Below are 22,729 nucleotides of genomic sequence, written 5' to 3'. Positions count from 1 at the left end.
CCTTGCGCAGCCACTTCGAATTTATGAGTTCACGACCTAAAACGGGAGCGTATATGGATTTGAAGGGCAGTGAAACGTTCAGGTTCAGGCTGGCGAACGAGGTTAGCCTCGACGACAACATCGACTATGATCGCGATGACATTCCCGACTGGTTCGAGCGTCTGGGCCGCTTGCGGGATGAAAAGGGCGCTGTATGGCTGCGCCGGGGTACGGAGGCGCGACTGACGCTTTTGCGCTATGACGATATTAGAGAAGCCTTTCGCAATTCAGCTGTCTATTCCAAGTCACTGGTACTTCGCCCGGCTACCTTCCCGTTCATGGGCCCTAATATCCAGGGGTACGATGGTGCCGAACATCGGCGGAAGAGGGCGCTGGTGCTGCCCGCCTTCACAAAGCGCAAGGTTCCAGAATACGTAGTTCCCATGTTCCGGCCAATTGCTGAAGCGCTAGTCGATGAGTTCGTGCAATCTGGCGAAACCGATCTCGTCACCAGCTTTTCGCGAAAGTATCCACTGCGCATCACGGCCCAACTTTTGGGCATCCCGGCTGACCATGAGGATTGGCTGGAGCGGTGCGCTCTTGCGATGCTGGCATATCCAGACGTCGAAACCGTCGCACAGGCCAATCGGGACTTCACGAACTTCATTTTGCCAATCATCGAGAAACGGCGCTCAAACCTTGGCGAGGACCTAATTTCTGAATTGTTGCGTACCGAGGGTCGATGGCGAGTGGCTCGACGAGGAGGAGATCCTCGGTTTCCTTCGATTTTTGTTTCCTGCCGGGATCGACACGACTTGGTTGACGCTCGGCAGCATGATGATGGCCGTCCTGGATCAGCCCGCCATTCATCCGCGCCTCCTTGCCCATGCGGAAGAACGCAAATGGGCTGTTGAAGAGAGCTTACGCTGGAGCGCAGCGACAACTTCTGAGCCGCGCATGACCTTGAAGGACGTGATTGTCAGCGGCGTTGAAATTCCGGCTGGAGAGGTTGTCAGTCTCTGCCCGCCTATCGGGAATCGCGATCCGTCAGTCTTCACTGATCCCGATCGCTGGGACCTCGACCGGCGTCCAGGAGAGCACGTCGCGTTCGGTTTGGGGCCGCATTTGTGCCTAGGAGCCTTTCTGGCCCGGGAAGAGCTTGCAGTGGCGCTCGAGGTCCTGCTCCGGCGTCTTCCAAACCTGCGCCTGTCCCGGCCGGCAGTGATTACGGGCGCGATGCTTCGGGGCCCAAGATCGCTTTGGGTGCAATGGGACACCTAGTCGGCGGTAGTGAGAATGCCTAGCTGCGGGGCAAGTCAGGTCCTCTCCATCTCCTGGTGCCGGCCCCAATTGGGATGACGCCTCGGTCCGAACATTGCCATGCACGACACAAAGCTGGCCGCAATGCAAAAATAAATCAACAACGCATAACTGCCAGAGAGGTCATCGGTGACCCGACGGACCAAAGCCGGCTCAAGCCGCGAATTTCACGTCGCAGGGCTATGCTTCAAGCGTCCGGACAACGATGGAGTCATAAACTCCAGGGTTGGCCTAAGCCGAATAGCTGTTGCCCTTACCGGAGCCCCGCAGCTCAGGCCCCTGCCTGCTTTCGAGTGGCACGCCCCTTGCGCGGCGCAGATTTGGGTTTTGCTACTTCAACATGAGATGCGTTCTCGCCACTCAGGAAAAGTGAAATAACGGCATCAGCAATATCGTCGGCAGAAACTGTGCCCTGAGGTCTGTACCATTCTTTGATCCAGACCAAACACCCCATCAGAAGTTGCCGTTGAACGCCCGGGTCTATGTCGGCCCGCAAGGATTTCTCGGCAGCAGCTTCCCGGATGAGTGTTCTCCACACCTCAAAATAACCTTTGGCCTCGTCCCGGACACCTGCCCTCAATTCGGGCGAAACTTGATCATAAATTTTCCAGAATGCCGCGCCCACGTCGTCCCGGATGGAATCGACCTGCACATATTTGCGGATCATGACCTTCAGCTTTTCGGAAGCCGACTGGCCATCCATTTCCTCAACGAGAGCCTGATAACGTGAGTGAAGCCGGGTCGCCGCATATTTTAGCAGCGCATCAACCAGTGCATCACGGCTCTCGAAATAATAATAGAGTCCAGCTGTATGAATTTTCAGCTTCTTCGCCACATCGACGAGCGTTGTCTCGGCGTAGCCTTTGCGCGCAAAAATCGAGGCAGCCGCTACAATGATTTCCTGTCTCTTGGCATCGGCCTTGGACAGCTCCGGGACACTGGCCGTATTCACGCGCTTTGTCTTTGTGACGCGCCGCCGCTTCTGCGGGCCGCTTGCGGAGGGAGCCTGTGGCCGCCCTTTCTCGGCAGATGCGGCATTCTTGCCATTGCTGTCATCGGCAGCACCAGCCGCAGCAGCACTGCGCGTGCCGCGGCTGCCACTCGCCCCCTTGCTGCGCCGGGGCTTATTGCTCGGAGAAGCCCCCGCAACCGAATGTTCCGCGCCAGCGACCTGAGGTACAGTCACATCTTCAGCCAAAGCTGCCCGACCGGCGTCTTTCCGCGCAGACACCCCGCTCGTTGCCACTTCTTGCTTTTTTGCAGCAGCCTTGGGACGCGAAGCCCTCGCCTTGACCGCGGCTCGCTCTGCCGATGATGCACCGCGTGCCATCTTGCCTCCAAATTCAATCTTAAATTAACAGAAATTCCTATCGAATGGACTGCCTGCAGACAAGCGCTTTAACCCGCCCGTCAACAACTACATTGGCAACCATATTGACAACGTGCATGGGCTCGTCCCGCAACTCGTTGCGGTTTCGGAACAGGGCTCATTGCTCCAGCGGATCCGGCCACCCACCCGCAAAACGCGCCTCTCGCTTTTCCGAGAACGCCTTTATCCCCTCAACCATATCGCCAGACAAAAGCACTCGGTGGGCCACCGCCTCGTAGTGGCGATAGTGCTCGCTGAGCATGAGATCACGCCAATAACGCAGAACCAGCTTGGTGCCCCATAAGGCTGATTGCGAAGACTTCGCTATCGATTCCGCTCGCCGCATCACTGCTGCCATCAAATCACCTCTTTCCGTCACCTCCTGGACAAAGCCGAACCGAAAGGCATCGTGGGCAGTGAGGCGTTGCCCGGCCAACATGATATCTGCTGCCACACCGTAAGGCAGATGGCGCGGCAGGTTCATAGCCGACACCCCCGCGATAAACCCGCGCTGCACCTCGGGCAGTCCAAACCAAGCTTCTTCGACTGCAACCCTGATGTCGCAGCATTGAGCAATCTCGAAACCACCCCCAACAGCCAAGCCGTTAATCGCTGCGATTACAGGCTTCTCACACGTTGCAAGCCCATACATTTCGGCCGACTTGGCGATTGGAAGAGAGCGCTTCTGATCACCTCCTCCCAGCTGTTCTTGAGCGCCTCGGGCACGCTTCAAATCCCAGCCGGAACAGAATGCCTTTTCCCCTGTCCCGGTGACGACGAGAACACGCTGATCCCCATCAGCCTTGAAGTCCGCGACCGCCTCAGCCATCGCCGCAGAAAGCGATGGTGAAAGTGCATTGTGCCGCTCGGGACGATTGAGCGTCAACGTCGTTATGCCTGCCCTGCTGTCGATAATGAGATCCGGCATCCTCAAGTATCCTCCTTGCTGGAAGGTGCCGACGCGTCGCCCCTCCCACCGGCCAACCTGGCCTCAACCGCACTGACTGCTTTACGCATATCGCGGCTCCATATTCGAAATTTCCATTATTTAATTTGAATTCATATTTTTATCAACACTTAAGCATTGTCCATCCGTAGCGGCCCTGATCTTCCGGGGCATGGCAAAGGCGAGCACTGCAGCAAATCCCGACAAAGACGCGATCCAAAGCATCACGGACCGAAAGGACTGCGCCGACGGAAGCATGACGCCACTCTGAGAAACTGCATGACTCGCGAACAGGATCGTCACGATCTGTGCGCCTGCTCCCATGAACAGGCCACGCAGGACAATCATTGCTCCAATGACATCGCCCGTGCTGTTGACCGGGACGGCCGCCACCATGGCATTGGGAATGGCCGCAAAGAGAATGGTGGTGCCAAAGGACACGCCGCAGATCAAAGCGACGACAAGATATATGTTGTCCGGAAGCACAGTCGCTGCAAGCCAACTCACCGTGACCAGGACCGTGCCAGACAGCAATGCAGTGCGGTTCCCGGCCCGTTGCGTCAGCCATCCCGAGAATGGCCCGGCGAAGAATGAAAGGAAATTTGACGGAAGTTTGGCAAGCCCAGCCACCGTGGCGCTAAGCCCCAGGCCAACCATCGTCCAGGAGGGCGACTGCACATAGGACGAAAAGACCAGGGTAATCTGCATCGTTCCCAACGCGACCAGGACAGTGATCAGATTGGGTATCGCAACATTTCGCCTCGCCAGCAGCCGAAGATCAAGGAAGGGATGGCTCAGGCGCAAGCTGCGCCATCCCCAGAAAACGAGCGCAAAGCCTCCTCCGGCCAGCAGACCAAGAACAAGCGGATCGCCCCAGCCGGACTGCCTGGCACTGCTGACTGCCAAGAGGATTGCACAGATAGCAGGAACGGGGAGGAAACCGTCGATCAGATCGATCCGGGGTACGACTTCCTGGCGCTCCCCGCCGTGCACGAGCAGCCGGACGGCCAGCCACGCACAGCATAGCAGAAGCGCTGATGCGCCGAACATCCAGTGCCAGTCGAAATTATCGAGAATGATACCACCCAGGACCAAGCCCGATGCGGCACCGATGGAAGCGGCTGAAGTGATCAGACCCAAGCCGACCGGAATGCGTTGAACAGGCCAATGCACACGCAGCAGGCTGATGGATAGGGGAAATACGGCGGCGCCGACACCCTGCAGGGAACGCCCGGCCATGAGCATCGGAAAGCCGTTGCTGAATGCACATATGGAGGAGCCTGCCATAGCGCAGGCCAGAAACGCCAGCATAGACCTGCGCACGCCGAACATCGCCCCGATACGCCCCGCCATCAGTGCAGCGCTTGTCGCGATCAGACTATGGCCGGTGACGAGCCAACCTACCGTCACCGGATCGCCGAATTCGCGCATCAGGCGAGGCAGCGCGGCATAAACGATCGTCCCGCCGAAACTCTCGGCCAATTCGGCGGCGAACAGTGCGAGAAGCAACAGGTTTTCCGGACGCAAAAACCGCCTCGCCCCCATGCGCCTCCCCTCTCAAACCTGACGCGCGAGCGGTGCCTGCCCCCGTTGAGATGCAGGCCCGCCCATCGTCATCTGTTCAGTGCGAGTAACCCCGCACCGATTTTTTCCCTGCGTCAGAACGGCAGATTGTAGAGTTCCACAGCATTGCGCTCCAGAACCTGCTTGCGCACTTCGTAGGGGTGGTCGCCAAGCACCTTGACAATGTGATCCTGCACGCCCGGATAGAGGCAGGTCGGGTGCGGGAAATCGGTCTCGAACATGACGTTGTTGATGCCGATCTTGTCCAGCATGTGCTTGGGCGCGTACTCCTCGAACCAGAAGGTGACCTTGAAGTGGTCGTGGAAGTATTCCCAGGGACGGCGCTTGGGCTGAACCTTGCACGCCCCCATCATCTCGCGGAACTGGTGTTCAAGGGCTTCGATCGCGAACGGCACCCAGCCGATACCGGTTTCGATCAGGCCGATCTTCAGCTTGTCGAACTGGTCAAGGCGGCCCGAAACGATCCAGTTGCCGATCGTGGCGGAATTGCAGATCGAGTACATCGTGGCGACGACAGACAGAACCTGCTCGAACTCAAAGCCCTTCCAGACCATGCCGTCCGGATTGACGGCGGCGTTCAGGTGGAAATTAAGCGGTGCACCGCGATCATTGCAAAGCGCGAGGAAATTGTCCCAGTAGCTTTCGTTGAACGAGGGAATCCCGAGCCGCTCAGGCGTATCGGGAAGGACGAAGCCCTTCAGGCCAGCATCGAGAACGCGCTCGGCCTCTGCTTCCATCGCCGCCTTGTCCCAGATCGGCAGGTGGGCCATCGTGAAAAGCCGCTGGCCGGATTCCTCTTGACGCTGGATCGACGCGTCGTTGTACATTCGCAGAACCGTCTTCGCGAGTTCGTTGTCGCCAAGCGACATCAGCGAGCCGGCCTGCGTGACGCCGGAATTCTGGAAGCAGATTTGGGCATAGACACCCATGTCGTCCATCGCCTGCAGGCGGTCCTTGATCTGCCAGGCTCCGGGATGCCCCTGCTCCAGCTTCGGGAATGACAACCGGCCGAGGAGCTTCTGATGGTCGGCACGAATGACGTTGCCGCCCAGCGAACCGAAGTCACGATCGCCCACCTTCCAGCGGTCCACGCCATTGACGCGTACGACGCGCGGAAGCTTGTCCTTCAACCCTACAGGAGCGTTCGCAAAGATGTCCGGTGATTCGACGATGTGCGTATCGGTATCGACGATCTTGATGCCCTCGAGTTCTTTGGGAAGCCCTTTTGCCAGGCCCGCGTAGTCCACTTTGCGAAGTACGCCGCCTTCGGAATAACCCGCTTCCATCCAGTAGCTGGCCGCATCGTCGGCGATATCGTTCTTTTCCTTTTCGACGGTTTCAACTTGGCTGTCAGACATCTCTCATCCTCCATTGGGCTGGCTTCGATCTCCCCGGGGAGGCCGCCCGAATCAGGACGGCATCGACCTAGGGTGGTCACGTCACCAACCTTCTAACAATTTTTTTAAACACAAATCAAATTATAACGACAAGCCCAACGTCTGCAACTTTCGCACGATGCGCGCGAGCAGGTGATACCTGGCTTCATTGTGGTGGCGAACTCAAACCGTCATGCTCGTTTTGCACGGCAAAGCAGACGCCCGGTGGCAGCCGCAGCAGCGTGTCCACAGCCTCATGCTTGACGCGCCGCACCGATGTTATTTTAATCTAAATTATATTTTCTGCATGGAGTCGCTTGCTCGCAACAACGCGCACCGATAACAGGCGCAACAATCAGGAAAGGATCGAAGATGTCTGATTTTCTAGGCTATCAGGGCAAACGCGTCATCGTCAGCGGGTGCTTTTCCGGCATGGGTGAGGCGACCGCACGCATTCTGCTCGACCTCGGCGCCGAGGTGCACGGCTTCGACTACAAGGACTGCGCGCTTCCTCTCGCCTCCTTCACTCGCCTCGATCTGCGAGACGAGGCTGCAATCGACAGTGCCGTAGCCGGACTTTCTGGCAAGTTTGACGCGCTTTTCAATTGTGCCGGCCTGCCCAATATTGCACCTGTCCTCGACATCATGAAGGTGAACTTTCTGGCTGCGCGCAAGATGACGCAGGCGATCACCCCGCTGCTGAAGGAAGGTTCTGCCGTCGCCAGCATCGCCTCGACCGCCGGCGCCGGCTGGCCGATGCGTCTGGAAACGCACAAGGCGCTGGCCTCGACGCCTGATTTCGCTTCGGGCCTGAAGTGGTGTGAAGAAAACATCGGCGAGATTTGGGAAGGCTATGCCTTTGGCAAGGAAGCTCTGATCGTCTGGACGATGATGGAGGCTTGCCACCTGATCAAAAAGGGCATTCGCCTGAACTGCACGCTGCCTGGCCCGACGCAGACGCCGATGATGCCCGATTTCGAGAAGGCCGCCCCCAAGAGCGTGATCGACGGCATCACGCAGCCCATCAACCGCTATGCAACACCGGAAGAACAAGCCCGGCCGATGATCTTCCTAAACAGCGAGGCAGCCTCGTACATCAACGGCGTTCCCCTGCTGGTCGATGGCGGCTTCACTGGCGGCAGTGCCACCGGCCAGATCGACATGAGCTTCATGTCGGTATTCCAGGAGGAAGCCTGAGTCCACACCAGGCGCGGCTTGTCCGCGCCTGGTTCCGGTTCAGAGCGCCTGGTATAGCCAGATCTTGACGCTCGACATGTCCAAGGCAGGGGACAGGCCGATCTCCCCCGTTTCGGAACGCCGGACAATTTCGGCCAGAACGCCTTGCGGATCTTCGGTCTCGATCTGATAGATTGCCAGAAACTCCGCAGGAGGTACATCATCCGTCAAGGCCTGCGCCTCGTAGCGGGAAGCGACCTGCACCCCGGGTACCTTCAGCAAATCGGCCAGATGCTGCCCACCGTACCAACTGTTGTAGGCGCCAGCCTGACCTTCAACCGGGCTACTCGGAATGACGAGAATATACTGACCCACACTAAGCTCCTGTTACCGAATTACAATATCACGCTCTTGCTACGCGCCTGTTAAATGCGCGGAATGTACCGGTTTCCCCTCAGCGTTCCGCCTCTATCTCAAAGATTGCACCGGCATTCGCTTCCGAGGGAATGGAAAGTCGGCCTTCGCACGACCCGGCGCCCACCAGGATGCCGTGCTGATCGAACCAGTCCCGCACCAGATCAAGATCGCGCGCTGCAAAGATCGTGGAGTGAATGCCTTGGCCATACCGCGCCAGGAACCGAGTCAGTGCCCCTTCTCTCTCCGGAGCCACGAGTTCGATGCGGGAATCGGCCAGGTCCAGGCAGATCGCGCGGGCTCCAAGCGCGGGGCGCGTTTCCTCGCCCAGCACAGTGCAATCGAACAGCGCCGACATGCGCGCCAGCGCGGCATCGATATCATCGACCGCTATCGCAAAGCCTTTCAGGCGCGACAGCCCAAGCGGATGCTCATTGCGCCAGAAGGATGGAGGCGCCATCGGCCTTCCCAGTTCTGGAAAAACCTTCTCCGTGAACTGCAGACCATAAAACTCGAACGAAACCCCAAGAGTATCGTCGGGATGCGTGTGCAGCGCTTTCCCGAGATCCCGGATGAGCCTGACATCATGCGATGCCAGTACGTCGCGTACTTCGTTCATGTCCGCCTGGTATTCAACCCCCAGATGGAATGGCCCGAATCGCGCCGAGAGGAGCCAGGCGTTCGGCGCAAACAGTTCGAACATGCCGCCACCGAAACCAAGCAGGCAGGCATGAAACTCCGCCGAAGGGAGATCGGCCAGAAACTCGGCGCCGTATACGCGTTCAAAATGTGCTACCGCGGCCTCGAAGTCTCCCACGACCAGATTCATGTGGTTGAGCCGCAGGGGGCTTATTCTTCGTGTCATTCTTCCCCCTCCTGTCACTCCGCCTACTGGCATGGAGCTGACCGTTCGGCTACGCATTGCGAGAAAATTTGACTTTGAACTAAAATCCCATCTACCGGAAGAGCAAAGAGGACGGCGAAACGGCAAGCCTGCACGCAACAGTTCGGGTATGAACCGCCGCTTTTCTCCGGGCAAAGTTTGAATGAGGATCCAGCATGAAATCCCTTCCGCGTCCTGTCGACCCCGGCTTCGTGCCGACGGTTCCGAACCTCATTGCCCATGCTTCCGCGGGATTTGCCGACCGCCCTTTCCTGATCGACAACGAACGCACGATAAGCCATGCTGGCGCTGAACGAGCTTCTGCCGCGATCGCGCGCGGTCTTCTGGCGCTTGGCGCCTGCAAAGCATCACGCGTCGCACTGCTGGTTCATAACTGCATCGAGTGGGTGCTGTGCTGGCAAGGAGCTGCCCGCATGGGAGCGCTGACCCAGCCATTCAGCACGCTCTACAAGCCCGCCGAAATTGCGCACGCGCTCGATCACAACGACACCGAAATCCTCTTTCTGGCATCGCAATATGCCGGAACCAACTTCATAGAACGCATCGAGGCGGCGATCCCCGGCCTTGCGGCCCAGAACGGCACGACGTTGCACCTGAGCAGTCATCCCTACCTGCGCCACATCATCGTTCTGGGCGATTGTGACCGCCCCTGGGCGATCAAGGGGTTGGATGGCCTCCAGGCAGTCGGCGATGCCGCCTCCAACATTTCCGATGAATTTCTCGCGCAGGTGGAGAAACGGGTCACACCGGCGGACCTAGCTGTCACGATTTCCACTTCGGGCACCACGGCCTATCCCAAGTCCGTCGTGCACACCCACGGGACGACCGTTCGGGTGCCCCACGAGTTTCTCGACTACATCGATTTCCTGCCTGACGATCGCAATCTGGTGAACATGCCCCTGTTCTGGGTGGGCGGCTTCAATGGCAATCTCATTCCCGCCCTGCATTCCGGCGCAGCCCTGGTTTTCGCGCGCGGTCCTGGCATGGCCGACATGATCGATGCCATCGAGCGGCACCGCGTTACCCGCATGCCGGGCTGGGTCACCCAGCGCGAGGAACTTGTCAGGACAGCTGCCGCCGCCGGTGCCGACCTTTCGTCCATCCGTGGCCGTCTTGACGCCTTCGTGGACGAACATGGCAAGGTCATTCCCGTGCCTTTGCGCGGCGGCAATTTCGGCATGACCGAGACGTTCGGTATGCACACCATCGAAAGGCGCCGAAACGCTATCCCCCGCTCCAAGGCGGGCGCCATGGGCCGCCAGTTGCCGGGTATCCAGCGCCGTATCGTTGATCTGGATACTGGCGCCGAGTTGGGGGCCCGCCAACAAGGCGAATTGCAGGTTCGCGGCTACTCCATGATGTCCGGATACTACAAGGTCGAACGGGAAGACTGCTTTCTGGCGGGGGGCTGGTTTGCCACCGGCGACGTCTGCTCGATCGACGAGGATGGATATCTCTATTATCACACCCGCAGCACCGAAATGATCAAGACAGCCGGTGCGAACGTGGCTCCGCTGGAAGTCGAACGTGTTCTGAAAACCGGCGAAGGCGTGATCGAAGCCTATGTGTTCGGCCTTCCCCACCCGAAACGGGGTGACGCGGTCACGGCCGTCGTGGTGGGAAAACCGCAAACGACGCTCGACACGGCAGTGCTCCTGCAACTGACCAAGGACCAGTTGTCGTCGTACAAGGTGCCGCTGGCGATCATCCAGATGGAAAGGGAAGACATTCCCCGCACCGCGGCTGGTAAGGTCAACAAAAATGCCCTGGCGAATGCCGTTTCCGGCATGATCGATTGGTAAGAGTTTCGACAGCCGGCCCGCTTTTGCGCCGGCTCTGATCAATACCACACGTTGGCGGCGCACGGACGCAAACCGTCCGCGCGCCTTGCATCACATTAGATCTTCCACAATTGCCCGCTGATCATCTTGGCATCGTCCGACGCCAGGAATTCCACGACGGCCGCAATGTCGGCGGGCCGCGTTGCTTCCTTCATCAGCGTGTGACTGACGAACTGCTCGATCTGCTCTTCAGTGAAGAGGGCTTCGAGACCTTTGGTCAGCACTGCCGGGAGGATCATCGTGTTGCAGCGGATCTTGTACGGCGCAAACTGGGTGGCCATGTAGTGCGTCATGGAGTTGAGCGCGCCCTTGGACGCGCCATAGGCCGACATCGTCAGTTGCCCGTGACCGGACGCCCCGGAAGACGAGTTGATGATGGCCCCGCCTTTTCCCCGTGCGATCATGTGCGGCGCAGCCGAGCGAACCAGTTCCATGCCTGCTCGCACATTGCCTGCGAAAATGTTGTCCCACACCGTACTGTCCATTTCCAGGAAGCCGCCGTCGGCGTTGAATGCTTCGGGTGGATTATAGACGGCATTGTTGTGAAGGACATCAATCTGGCCGAACTCGGCCATGGTGACCGACACAAGATCATTGATACTGACGGTATCCAGCAGATCAAACTGCACGGCGACAGCGCGGTCACCGCCAGCGCAAATTCCATCTGCGATCTTGCGGGCGCTTTCAATGTTGATGTCGGCGACGACCACTGCAGCACCCGCTTTCGCCAAACGCTCGCAGGTCGCCTCGCCGATGCCGCCCGCCCCGCCGGTGATGATTGCAACTTTGCCTTCAAGCCTTCGCTGTCCCATAGCTTCTCTTCTTTCCGTCATCTTCCAACCAGACGATAAATTGCGATCAGTGCCGGAAGCACCATCGAGAACAAACTGCCGATCAGGGCCGCTTCATGAATGTCCGCAATGACGAACGTGCTTTCACCCAAGTTTACCGTTCCGCCTGGCGCGCCGAGCCACGAGAACACGAACTGCAGCGGCATCGCCAGCCACATCAGGCAAGGCAGCAACCAGTACCTGCGGGACTGGACAGCCTCACAAGGAGGAAATCGCTTCTCGATGAGGCTGAACAACTGAAACAGCACCCAGCCGGTGAATATCCAGCCCAGATAGTTCGAAAGCGGCACTCCAAACTGGCCGCCGGGATGTGCGTACGTCCAATCCCCCTTGATGGTCGCACCGATTGGATCGTTTGGATAGTCAAGACCGCAAAGGATGAATGCCGCGACCAGCGGCACTGCCACGTATCCGGCGCCACCGATGCGATCCGGCTGATCCAGCAGGATCGACCTGCCGATCGCCCAGGCATACCAGCCAGCCAGCACATAGACCACGATCGCCTGGATCGGCACGCCCAGCGGTTTAGGGCCCGGCGTATTATGGACATAGCTGCCGAAGGGAAAGCCATTGGCGACGCTGCTGGCTTCCAGCCCGAAACCTATGGCCGTTCCCATGGCCAAGTAGACACCAAAGCCGGGCCAGCCGTAGAGCATCGAGCCGTGCACCGCCACGATGGCGATCAGCATCAGCACCATGATGCCGCCCGCTGCGGCACCTGCCCCCGTACCGGCCATCAATTGGGACAGGAGAAACGAAACGAACCAGATGGTCCCCATCGCCCAGCAAATCCGCAACCGCATGCTACCGTCTCTCGCGCTTGCCTTCGCTTTGTCAATCACGCTTGAGCACCCTCCCCATTCTTCCGGTCAGGCTTCGCTCGCGCCAAGCGGCGCCAGCCCAGGACCGAAACCATAGCGGTGATGCGGTCCGATCACGGACTGCTCAAGCACGCCGTGGCCGACCCGGTCACCATGGGTGACACGGATGACCTGCTGACAGTGCTGAAGATGCGGCGTGAGCTTATCGACGTCGTTGACGTTCCAGTGCTCGCTGGTCCAGGCGAGATCGCCCTTCCACATGCCATGACCCCATTCCGGATGGGCGTAACCGATGCCGTACATGTGGAAGCGCAACAACGGCTCCACCTTCACAGTGATCAATTCCCCATTGTCGATGAGATCGAACTCGCCGCCTGTGACGAAACGGGATTCCGGATCGTTGAATTCCAGCCGATGCTGACCCGCTTCGATATTCCGGAACCCTGTGGGATCCATCACATCGAACTCGGTGTTATTGTCATACAAGGGGAAGATCTGGGCGAAGCTCTTGAGCGGCACGCCATCGGCGTTTTCCCAGGTGCTGTAATGCGTGCAGCGATCATCCCAGAATATGGGGGCCCACAGGTAGAATGCCTGAGATGGACGAAGGCGGTGCGTGCCGCCCTGCGGCTCTCCGCAGAATCGCCAACCCCAGGAACGGTCGCGCATGCCGCAGGCATTGACGATCGCCTGCTTTTCACCCTTCACCCCAATGAACCCGTTCCAGCGGCCAAACTGGGTATAGCGCTTCATCTGGGCCACCATGCGGACCGCCCCTTCCTGGCGGACGCGGTCTGTGGGCTCCTCGTGCACGGGCGACGTCGCTGTGAACGTAAGGTCGGCGGTAATCCCCGTGTCGTTGTCCTCGATGGTCACGCGCAGCACGCGCATCAACTCGGTGATTTCCAGCTTCAGTGGCCCGACCTGCATCTCGGTGCGATCGATCGGGCACCGCCGGGAGGCGCGAAAACTATCCTGGGAACCGTCCTTGCGCACAACGCTGAGCGCGCAGTCCATCACTTCCCGGTTGGGATACATCGCAAACGCGATCCCGAAATAGAATTCGCCTTCCGGATCGTATCCGTTGAACCAATAGCGCCCGTAAGCGTCGCGATCACTCGTATCCAGGTAGGCAAGCGATTCCACGGTTTGCTGCAAAGGCAAGTCGTCGTACTTGATCAGCATTTTGAAATCCTTCAGGAAAAATCCACGGTCAGAGCAAAAATTCACCGGCTCCGAGGTCTATGATCTGTCTGGCATGGCGCTGCGCCATCGCCGTGAACAGCCGGTCGCCGCGTTCCGTCTGTTTTGCGAAGACCATGCCAGCCATGGCGTTCATGAGGCCGTGATAGGAGGCCTGCCGGTAATCGGACCAGCATGTGTCGAAATCATAATCCGCGACGCCGCTTGTACAGAGCAAGGCGTGGTATTCGCGGACCAGATCGCGCTCTAGGCAACTGCGCAACTCGGGCAGCAGGCAGCCCCCGATGAAATACGATACATCGCGCATGGGATTCCCCGTGCCATAAGTCTGCCAGTCCACCACACGCAGGGTGGCCACTGCGTCAGACGGCACGAACAGGAAATTATCGAGCCGGTAGTCGTTGTGAGTCAGGCAACGTGCCTGCAGCCGAGGATGTTCACTCGGCAACTCCTCGCATTCGGCCACGCGCTGGATCAGTGCAACTTCATCCTTTTCCAGCTTGTCCGCACAACGCACCATAAAGTGCGGAAGCCCGACACGGTAGATCCGGTTCATGATGCCCCTGGCACGTTCCGGAACGCTTGTATAACTGACAAGGTTCGAACCCAGCATCGCCGAATTGTTCCAGCTTGGCGCATGCAGGCCGACGAGTTCCATGACCGCAGCCCGCGCGAATTCCGCGTCGCAACCAATGAGCTGGTCGCCTTGATCGGCAGGTGCCAGATCTTCGAGCAGCAAGGCGAACCGGCCACCGCTTTCATCGCGCTCTGCCAGATAGCTGCGCGGCGTCCTGATCGAAAGCTGTGACTGAAGACTGCGATAGAACTCGATTTCGCGCGCATAGGTCCCAGCACTGGCACCGGATGTGCGACTGGCCTCGTCGTCGGACGGAAATTTCGTCACGATCGAACGCGGCAGGCCGGCGCGCGGGCGGGAATATTCGGGCAGGATACGAAAACAGCCTGCGGCCTGCCCGGTGCCGACCGGCCTGGTCGTGAAACTGACAACCTCAGCGCCGTCGAAGCCTGCGCCTTCAAGAACCCGGCTCAGCCAGGTCGCAGATATCTCTGCGACCTGCGAGACTTCCGGTGCGTCAATCATCATCAATCATCCAATCCGCGAAGCCAAGGTCAATCAAAACAGGATCAGTTCATTCAGGTCTGCGCTGGTGTTCTCCATGATGTCCTTCAAGACGCCCAGGAACTTTTCAGCTGCAGCGCCGTCAATGACCCGATGGTCGTGCGTCAGGCTATAGGGCAGCATCGGCGCGATCAGGATGCCTTCTCCGCGCACGATGGGCTTCTTCTGTAGGCGGCCGATCCCCAGAATGCCGGATTCCGGCGGATTGATGATTGGCGTCGAATAGGAACTCACCCCCAACGATCCGAAGTTGGTGACCGTAAATGTGCCGCCCGACATTTCCGGAGCGCCCAGACGGCCTTCGCGTGCCCGCTTGCCCAGATCTTTGGTAGCCTTGGAAATCTCGACGAGCGTCATCTTGTCGGCATTTCGGATAACCGGGACAACCAGCCCCCTGGTGCCGTCGTCGCCAAGCGCTACGGCCATCCCGATATTGATTTCGCCCCAAATCCGGATTTCGGACCCAATCAGGCTCGAATTCATCAGCGGAAAGGCTGCAAGGGCTTTCGCTACTGCATGAATAACAAGGTCGGCGTAAGTGATGCGCGTTCCCAGGCGGCTTTCGTGCTGCACGAAGTTTTCCCGGTACTTGGCCATGATCGTGAGATCGTAATCACCCGACATGGTGTTGGGCGCATTGATTGCCAGGCTGCGCATCATGTTTTCGCCGATGGCCTTGCGCATACCGGCATAGGGAATCGTTTCGCGCACCCTGCGCTCGCCGGCCTCCTTTTCCGCAACGGGTGTGTACATGGCGGTCGGCACACCTTCCGGGGCGGAAACTGGAGACGGGAGCGCAGGCGATAACTTACGCCGTTCGATGGCCTTGTGCACATCGTCTCGCTGGATCCTTCCCCGCGGACCGGTACCCGCGATTGCGCCCAGATCCAGCCCAGCCTCTTTTGCCAGCCTGCGCGCTATAGGCGTTGCGAAAGTCCGCCCGGCATCGGCCTCCTCACCAGTTTCTGCACCTGCTTGCATGTCTTGCGCAAGCGCACCTTGCGGCGCCTGCGGCCCATCTGCATCGTCCGCCTCGCCGGCAGTGAGCGCCGCATATTCTTCCTCGTTCAGCGCGATGAGGCCCACCACGGTATTGACGTCGGTCTCGACGCCCTGCGGCGCAAGAATATGAAGAATGCCGGAAATGGGCGCCGGCATCTCGAAGGTGGTCTTTTCAGCTTCGATGTCGAGAACGGTGTCTCCCTTTTCAACCCGGGCACCTTCCTGGGCTTTCCATGCGGTCAAAGTGACGACCGCAGCAGCCATGCCGAGTTTGGGGACAATGAGCTCTTCTGCCATTACACAGAATCCTTGGTATCAAGGCACGGCATGGCGTGACGCTTGCTCGCGTCCGCTGCCGCACCAGTTTCACCGGCGCGCGAAGGACTTGCCGGCCTGAATGTTGACTTCGACCCGGTCGGCATGGACCAGCGACGTGACTGCGTCCGCGATTTCCTGCGGCTGCGGCAGGACGAACCTGTCCACAGACGTTGCCGGAACCCAGCCTTTCGCGCCGATGCGTTTCACGGGCTCATCAAGGTAGTCGAACGCGTGCTCCATGATCTGCATCGCGATCTCGCCGCCTACACCGCAGGTGATATAGTCTTCATCGACGACGAGAGCGCGGTTGGTTTTCTTCACCGACTTGACGATCGTTTCGATGTCCAGCGGCACCAAAGTGCGCGGATCGATCACTTCGACACTGATGCCCTTGGCCGCCAGCTTTTCCGCGACATCGAGACACAGCTTCACCTGATAGGCCGTCGCCACGATGGTAACGTCGGTTCCTTCGCGCTTGATGTCGGCAACGCCAAACGGGATCGCGCCATCGTCTTCGGAAACTTCGCCCTTTTCGCGCATCAGGCGCTTGTGAAAGAAATAGACCACAGGATTGTTGTCTCGGATGGCCGTCTTGAGCAGCCCACGCGCATCATTGACAGTGCTGGGGACCACCAGCTTGAGGCCAGGCATGTGCATGATCTGCGATTCCGGGCACCCGGAATGCTCAGCGCCCAATCCCAGATAGCCGCCCATCGTGGTGAGGATGACCATCGGGATGTTGAGCTTGCCCCCGTGCATGAAGCGATTCTTGCCCGCCACGGTCATCGCCGCATAGGCAGGCGTAAGGAAATCCGCCATCATCGGATCGATGATCGGACGGTATCCGCGCTCGGCCATGCCGATGCCCGCCGCCACCATGGTGTTTTCCACCAGCCCGGTCTCGATGACGCGGGACGGCCCGAACTTCTCGTAAAGACCTTGCGTCATACCCATTGCGCTGCCGACAACGCATTCGCCCATGTAGACGACCTTGGGATCGCGCTCCATCTCCTCTACAAGAGTCGTGTTGAGGACTTCCAGCATCGAACGTTGCTGCCTTACCATTTGACCAGTTCCTTCCCGGGATTTTTCTTATTCGGCGAACAGCAGCGACTGGAGATGCTCGAAATTGGGGATCGGCGGGGCATCCAACGCGGACTGGTAAGCCTCCTCGATCTCTTCGCGAACATCGTGCTCCATCTGATCGATGTCCGCCTGTGTCACGATCCCGCCCGCGATGAGCTCTCCACCGAACAGCTTGAGCGGATCCTTGTCGCGAAGCCACATGTCAGCTTCATCCTTGGGACGGGGCTTGTCCATCGAGACGTTCGGCCCCCCTTCGGAATGGCCACGCAGCCGGTATGTCTTGCATTCGATCATCGATGGACCACCGCCCGCGCGCGCCCGTTCGACAGCCTCCTGCACAGCGTCGAGAACCGCGACGACATCCTGGCCATCTACGATCTTGCCCGGCACGCCGATACCCTTGGCGTAATTGGCGACATCCTTGTTGAGCAGGTAAGTCTCGATCGGGGTGTGCTGGCCCATCTCATTGTTTTCGATGACGACAATGAGCGGCAAGCGATTGGCTGCCGCAAAGTTGAACGCCTCGTGGAATTCAGCCTTGGCAACCGCAGAATCGCCCTCGAAGGCGACCACGACGCGCTGCTTGCCATCGAGTTTGTGAGCCATCGCCGTCCCGCACGCCAAGCCCAGATTCTCGGCAATCAGTGCCGTGTACATCGGGAAACCCTTGTCCGGCACACAGGGATGCCACCCCGATGCACCGCCGCAGTAACCCGTCAGCTTGCCGTAATGCTCGGCCATGATCGATTCGATACTGACTCCGCGCGGAATGAGCTTGCTGATGCCGTGCCCACGATGGGTGGCATAGACGGAATCTCCATCCTCCAAGAAGGTGCATGCACCCACGCCAACCGCTTCCTGCACCTGAGTACTATGATAGAACAACGGCAGTTTACCGGCCATCAAGGCATCGATGAACCACTGATCAAGTTCCCGGACACGTATGAGATTGTTCAAAAGAGTCTTCTTTTGATCATCCGTCAGCTTCATCTGTCCTGCTCCCTATCCCGGCCTGGGCCGGCACAACATTTTTGATCCTAGATTAAAAATTTTTGCAACGCCAGTCCTCCGGCCAAGAAACCCGCCAGAATGCGATTTAATGCCGCATTGCTCGCTATTTATGCCGCAGGTGCGATGTTCCGACATGTGGCATATTGATTTAACTGCGTTTAAAATTTAAGCCTGCAAAACCCAAAATGACGCAAACACGGGAGAACGCAAAAATGGCCGGTACGGAAGGTAGTGCAACGCCATGGCTGGGAGAACTGAGCCCGGATCGTGCCTACCATCTTTTGATCGACGGCCAACTGGTCCAGGCTGAAGACGACCGCACCTTCCAGTGTGAATATCCCGCCACGGGTGAAAAATGGGGCGCAGTCCCCTCCGCCAGCATTGGCGACGTAAATCGCGCGGTTCTCGCTGCCCACCGGGCGTTCGAAAGCGGCTGGGGCCGGACGCGGCCTGCCGAACGGGCCAAGCTGCTGCGCAAGCTGGCCGAACTTCTGGCCGAGGATCGCGAAATCCTCGGCTATCTGCAGGTCCACGAAAACGGCAAGCTCCTGACCGAGATGCTGCCAACGGCCGACCGTATGGCGGAACACGCACATTTCTATGCCGGGCTGGCGGAGAGTGCCAGTGGCACATCATCGATGTCGAACCTGGCCAACATGACCAGCTATTCGGTGCGCGAGCCGATCGGCGTCGTCGCAGCGATCACCCCGTGGAACAGCCCGCTTGCACTGCTTGGCTGGAAGCTGTTCCCCGCGCTTGCGGCCGGCAACACCGTCGTTGTGAAGCCTTCGGAAGTGACTCCGCTATCAACCCTGCGCATCGGCGAACTTTGCCTCAAGGCCGGTTTTCCGGAAGGCGTGGTCAACATTGTAACCGGTGACGGGACGACAGGTGCTGCGCTGGTGGAACATCCGCTTGTCGAGAAAATCGCCTTCACCGGCGCGACCTCAACCGGGCTCAGGATCGCGCAAGTCGCGGCGGCGCGCAACGCGCGGGTTACGCTGGAACTGGGCGGAAAATCGCCCAACATCGTCTTTGACGATGCCGATATGGACAAGGCCATCAACGGCGTGATCGCCGGCATATTCACGTCCACCGGGCAGGCATGCATCTCGGGCTCCCGAATTCTTGTCCAGGATACAATCGGCGAGGATTTCTTCAAGGAACTGGTCCGCCGGGTCGAAGCGCTGCGGATCGGCGACCCGCTTGATCCTGCCTCGCAAGTCGCTCCGCTGGCCTGCCGCCCTCACTTCAGCAAGGTGACGGGCTATTTCGATATCGCCGAAAGGCAGGGCGCCGTCCCGATAACCGGTGGCGGCACCCCGAGCGATCCGGCACTCGCCAATGGCCTCTACGTCCTCCCGACACTGTACAGCGGCGTAGAAAACCATTTTCGCATCGCCCAGGAGGAAGTGTTCGGCCCCATCGGCGCGATCATCCGTTTCAAGGACGAGGACGACGCCGTCCGCATCGCCAACGATACCGAGTTCGGCCTTGCATCGGCGGTGTGGACCGAAAGCGTCCGCCGCGCGCACCGCATGGCGCCGCGCCTGCGCGCGGGAACCGTCTGGGTCAACACCTACCGTCCTGCCGAAATCGGGCGCCCCTTCGGTGGATACAAGAAGAGCGGCATCGGCAGGGAAATGGGGCCACACGCCCTTGATCACTACACTGAAGAAAAGTCCGTCTACATCGCTCACTGAAGAAATGGCTCGCAGCATTTGCACGAGGGCAACCGGGATGAGGAATTGACTGGATGATCGAAACTAGAGACCTGACCTACGACGTCGCTGGAACGATGATGAAGAGCCGCTTCTATTATGACGATGAAGCCACTTCGCAATTGCCGGGAATTCTCGTGTTTCCGGATGCAGCGGGGCTCGACGACGTCGCCTACGACAACGCTCGGCGCCTTGCCGAAGAAGGCTTCACCGCTCTGGCATGCGACTTCTATGGAGATGGCCGCTATATCGCTGATCCTGACGAAGCCATTCCACTCGCCAAGAGACGGGCCAAGGATGCCGGCCTCATGGCGCAGGCTGGCCAGGCAGCCATAACAGCCATTTCCACGCAGCCAGAAGCAGACGCAGCGAAGCTGGCAGCCATCGGCTATTGCTTTGGCGGCAACGTGGCGGTTGAAGTCGCCCGCAGTGGCTTGCCGATTGCGGCAGCAGCTGCATTCCATGGCGGTGCGGTCGCGCCCGATCCAGAGCGCAGCCGCCAGATCACGGGCAAGATCCTAGTGTGCACCGGATCCAACGATCCGATGATCCCGATCAGCATGCGCAACGCATTCGAGGAAGATATGCGTGCCGCCGATGTCGATTTCAGGCTTCACATCTACGGCCGGGTCTACCACTCCTTCACCAACCCTCGTGCCGCGGCAATCAACCGTCCGGACGCCGTACGCTACGACAAGTGCGCTGAAGAGCGATCGTGGTCAGAAATGAAAGCGTTGCTGGCGGAAGTCTTTCCCTGAAGAGAAGCCTGTTTCCCAGTTTCGCCCCCCGATCGTCCAATGAGCGGCATCCGGCCTGGAGGCACATGATGAGATACGAAGGCAAGACAGCCATCGTCACTGCCGCGAACAGCGGGATCGGGCGTGCAATCACCGAGCGGCTGATCGCGGAAGGCGCAAGAGTACTGGCTACCAGCCGCAGCGGCACGGAGGCACTGGCCGGGGAGCTCGGCGAGCGCTGCCTGCCGTTGGCGGTAGATATCGCCAGCGAGGAGGATATCGCCCGCATGGTCGATGTCGCCTGCGAGCGGTTCGGCAGGATCGATTCCTGCTTCAATGTGGCAAACACGTCGAAATTCGGGCCTATCCTCAAAGGCTCAACGGCAGACTGGAGGGTCGCGTTCGATAGTTCCGTAATCGGCACCTACAATTGCGTGAAGTATGTCAGCAGGCACATGATCGATACGGGCATCAAAGGCGCGATCGTGAACATCGCTTCCGTGAATGCCACTATGCCGGCCTACGGGCTCAGTTCCTATGCTTGCGCGAAAGCGGCCATTGTCATGCTCGGCAAATCATGCAGCATCGAACTGGGTCCACTTGGCATCCGCGTGAACACCGTTTCGCCCGGCCTCACCCATACCGCTGCCAACGCGAACATGCCCGGCGCGATGCGCTCGCTCTATCTCGAACGCATTCCGATAGGCCGCCCCGCAGCCGCAGCGGAACAGGCCGAAGCGGCCTTGTTTCTGGCCAGCCATGCGGCCTCGTACATCAATGGCGCCGATCTCGTAGTGGATGGTGGCTGGTCGAACGCCGCGTACCCGGATTTGAGCGCGTTCATCGGCGGCTGACACTTCCTGCAGAATTGGTTGAGGGCATAGGAGCAAGACTATGAAGGCAATCCGCATCGGCGCGCCTGCGTCGCTCGATACACTTGCATTCGTGGACGTCGCGGAACCGCCTGCCCCCGCTGCGGATGAAATCCAGGTGCGCTTGCACGCAAGCTCACTGAATTTTCACGACTACAGCGTGGCCGCAGGCCTGGCTCCGCGCCGGGCTGGCCTGATCCCCCTGTCGGACGGGGCGGGCGAAGTCGTCGCAATCGGAGCAGACGTGGAGGAATTCAGCGTTGGCGACACCGTGATCTCCACGTTTTTCCCCAAACCGCCCATGAGCGGAGATTTCACAACCATCTTCAAGAACGTGCCCGGCGACGGCTTGGATGGTTTCGCATGCGAGATGGTGACCGCGCCCGCCGCGAACTTCACCCGCGCCCCGCAAGGCTGGTCGTATGCGGAAGCAGCAACGGTTCCCTGTGCCGGATTGACCGCTTGGCGCGCACTGGTCGCCGACGGGCAACTTCGCGCTGGCCAGACGGTGCTGGTTCAGGGAACCGGCGGCGTTTCGATATACGCGTTGCAGATCGCCAAGGCGCTTGGCTGCAGGGTCATCGCAACATCCTCGTCCGCCGCGAAGATCGAACGCCTGCTAACCCTGGGCGCAGACCAGGTCATCAATTACCGCGATATGCCGGACTGGGGCGTGCAGGCACGTGCCCTAACCGGCGGGCGCGGGGTCGATCATGTGGTGGAAATCGGCGGCGGCGGCACTCTCGCCCAATCGATCCAGGCCTGTGCCATGAACGGCCATATCGCTGTGATCGGAAGCCTCGCGGGCTATTCCGGCCAGATTCCCACCGCCACCATCCTGGCACGGCAAATTCGGTTGATCGGCCTGTTGGTCGGCTCTCCAGCCCAACAAAGCGAGTTCGTAGCGGCTCTGGAAACAACCGGAATACGACCAGTCATTGACAGCCGCTTTCCCTTGTCTGCTCTGGCAGACGGGTTTCGCCGCCAGGAATCCGGCGCGCATTTTGGTAAGATCGTAATAGACATCTAGCAAGAGCCTAGCCGGGATTTGTCACGG

Annotated in this window: 21 protein-coding genes; 8 read left to right on the top strand and 13 right to left on the bottom strand. The window is 59.3% G+C overall.

All coding sequences use genetic code 11. The features are described 5' to 3' along the window. Window positions 1-893: cytochrome P450 (locus LK12_RS24710; protein WP_231568410.1), on the top strand; the 893-nt coding region annotated here is incomplete at its 5' end. After that, on the top strand, window positions 814-1,260 hold the full coding sequence (locus LK12_RS25375; protein ID WP_407938171.1) for a cytochrome P450: 447 nt from the start codon (window positions 814-816) through the stop codon (window positions 1,258-1,260). The genes LK12_RS24710 and LK12_RS25375, both read left to right, overlap by 80 nt. A gap of 310 nt (window positions 1,261-1,570) precedes the next feature. On the opposite strand, the gene LK12_RS24315 is transcribed toward LK12_RS25375, so the two are convergent. The 4 genes from LK12_RS24315 to LK12_RS17770 form a co-directional block, all read right to left on the bottom strand. Next, window positions 1,571-2,629 carry a TetR family transcriptional regulator gene (locus LK12_RS24315; protein WP_082010609.1) on the bottom strand — a complete coding sequence of 353 codons (1,059 nt, stop codon included), beginning with the start codon at window positions 2,627-2,629 and terminating at the stop codon, window positions 1,571-1,573. A gap of 157 nt (window positions 2,630-2,786) precedes the next feature. After that, complete coding sequence (locus LK12_RS17780) at window positions 2,787-3,596, bottom strand: enoyl-CoA hydratase/isomerase family protein (protein ID WP_039286757.1); 810 nt, start codon at window positions 3,594-3,596, stop codon at window positions 2,787-2,789. A 120-nt stretch (window positions 3,597-3,716) separates the two neighbouring features. Next, complete coding sequence (locus tag LK12_RS17775) at window positions 3,717-5,123, bottom strand: MFS transporter (RefSeq protein WP_039286754.1); 1,407 nt, start codon at window positions 5,121-5,123, stop codon at window positions 3,717-3,719. 149 nt (window positions 5,124-5,272) lie between these two features. After that, window positions 5,273-6,556, bottom strand: coding sequence for an amidohydrolase family protein (locus LK12_RS17770; RefSeq protein ID WP_039286751.1), 1,284 nt, complete (start codon window positions 6,554-6,556; stop codon window positions 5,273-5,275). 390 nt (window positions 6,557-6,946) lie between these two features. On the opposite strand from LK12_RS17770, the gene LK12_RS17765 reads away from it, so the two are divergent. Next, window positions 6,947-7,771, top strand: coding sequence for a coniferyl-alcohol dehydrogenase (locus LK12_RS17765; RefSeq protein WP_039286748.1), 825 nt, complete (start codon window positions 6,947-6,949; stop codon window positions 7,769-7,771). 39 nt (window positions 7,772-7,810) lie between these two features. On the opposite strand, the gene LK12_RS17760 is transcribed toward LK12_RS17765, so the two are convergent. Together LK12_RS17760 and LK12_RS17755 are read right to left on the bottom strand one after the other, a co-directional pair. Then, complete coding sequence (locus LK12_RS17760; RefSeq protein ID WP_039286746.1) at window positions 7,811-8,125, bottom strand: hypothetical protein; 315 nt, start codon at window positions 8,123-8,125, stop codon at window positions 7,811-7,813. Between the two features lie 79 nt (window positions 8,126-8,204). Further along, complete coding sequence (locus LK12_RS17755; RefSeq protein ID WP_039286744.1) at window positions 8,205-8,993, bottom strand: VOC family protein; 789 nt, start codon at window positions 8,991-8,993, stop codon at window positions 8,205-8,207. A 230-nt stretch (window positions 8,994-9,223) separates the two neighbouring features. Here LK12_RS17755 and LK12_RS17750 point away from each other — a divergent pair, with 230 nt between their 5' ends. Continuing rightward, window positions 9,224-10,870, top strand: coding sequence for a class I adenylate-forming enzyme family protein (locus tag LK12_RS17750; protein WP_039286742.1), 1,647 nt, complete (start codon window positions 9,224-9,226; stop codon window positions 10,868-10,870). Between the two features lie 95 nt (window positions 10,871-10,965). Here LK12_RS17750 and LK12_RS17745 read toward each other — a convergent pair whose 3' ends face one another. From LK12_RS17745 to LK12_RS17715, 7 genes are all read right to left on the bottom strand, one after another. After that, on the bottom strand, window positions 10,966-11,721 hold the full coding sequence (locus tag LK12_RS17745) for an SDR family NAD(P)-dependent oxidoreductase (RefSeq protein WP_052223558.1): 756 nt from the start codon (window positions 11,719-11,721) through the stop codon (window positions 10,966-10,968). A gap of 17 nt (window positions 11,722-11,738) precedes the next feature. Next, window positions 11,739-12,539 (bottom strand): carotenoid biosynthesis protein, encoded by an 801-nt coding sequence (locus LK12_RS17740; protein ID WP_052223557.1) that lies wholly within the window; start codon window positions 12,537-12,539, stop codon window positions 11,739-11,741. Window positions 12,540-12,629: 90 nt separating this feature from the next. Then, window positions 12,630-13,766, bottom strand: a complete 1,137-nt coding sequence (locus LK12_RS17735; RefSeq protein ID WP_052223556.1) for a hypothetical protein — start codon at window positions 13,764-13,766, stop codon at window positions 12,630-12,632. A gap of 28 nt (window positions 13,767-13,794) precedes the next feature. Beyond that, a complete protein-coding gene (locus LK12_RS17730) occupies window positions 13,795-14,886 on the bottom strand; it encodes a phosphotransferase (protein WP_197063581.1) in 1,092 nt (363 codons plus the stop codon). A 33-nt stretch (window positions 14,887-14,919) separates the two neighbouring features. Continuing rightward, window positions 14,920-16,224: a dihydrolipoamide acetyltransferase family protein gene (locus LK12_RS17725; RefSeq protein WP_052223555.1), complete on the bottom strand. Its 1,305-nt coding sequence runs from the start codon at window positions 16,222-16,224 to the stop codon at window positions 14,920-14,922. A 69-nt stretch (window positions 16,225-16,293) separates the two neighbouring features. Beyond that, window positions 16,294-17,310 (bottom strand): alpha-ketoacid dehydrogenase subunit beta, encoded by a 1,017-nt coding sequence (locus tag LK12_RS17720; RefSeq protein WP_052223554.1) that lies wholly within the window; start codon window positions 17,308-17,310, stop codon window positions 16,294-16,296. Window positions 17,311-17,337: 27 nt separating this feature from the next. After that, on the bottom strand, window positions 17,338-18,321 hold the full coding sequence (locus LK12_RS17715) for a thiamine pyrophosphate-dependent dehydrogenase E1 component subunit alpha (protein ID WP_052223553.1): 984 nt from the start codon (window positions 18,319-18,321) through the stop codon (window positions 17,338-17,340). Window positions 18,322-18,554: 233 nt separating this feature from the next. Here LK12_RS17715 and LK12_RS17710 point away from each other — a divergent pair, with 233 nt between their 5' ends. From LK12_RS17710 to LK12_RS17695, 4 genes are all read left to right on the top strand, one after another. Next, window positions 18,555-20,045, top strand: a complete 1,491-nt coding sequence (locus LK12_RS17710) for an aldehyde dehydrogenase (protein WP_052223552.1) — start codon at window positions 18,555-18,557, stop codon at window positions 20,043-20,045. A 53-nt stretch (window positions 20,046-20,098) separates the two neighbouring features. Continuing rightward, window positions 20,099-20,821, top strand: coding sequence for a dienelactone hydrolase family protein (locus LK12_RS17705; protein ID WP_039286738.1), 723 nt, complete (start codon window positions 20,099-20,101; stop codon window positions 20,819-20,821). Window positions 20,822-20,886: 65 nt separating this feature from the next. Continuing rightward, window positions 20,887-21,654: an SDR family NAD(P)-dependent oxidoreductase gene (locus LK12_RS17700; RefSeq protein ID WP_039286736.1), complete on the top strand. Its 768-nt coding sequence runs from the start codon at window positions 20,887-20,889 to the stop codon at window positions 21,652-21,654. A 91-nt stretch (window positions 21,655-21,745) separates the two neighbouring features. After that, on the top strand, window positions 21,746-22,702 hold the full coding sequence (locus LK12_RS17695) for a zinc-dependent alcohol dehydrogenase family protein (protein WP_331454149.1): 957 nt from the start codon (window positions 21,746-21,748) through the stop codon (window positions 22,700-22,702). Window positions 22,703-22,729: the final 27 nt, after the last annotated feature.

This window comes from Novosphingobium malaysiense, from assembly GCF_000802225.1.
Taxonomy (GTDB): domain Bacteria; phylum Pseudomonadota; class Alphaproteobacteria; order Sphingomonadales; family Sphingomonadaceae; genus Novosphingobium; species Novosphingobium malaysiense.
The sequence above is the reverse complement of the archived record's forward strand: the minus strand, read 5'-3'. Positions and strand labels throughout refer to the sequence as shown.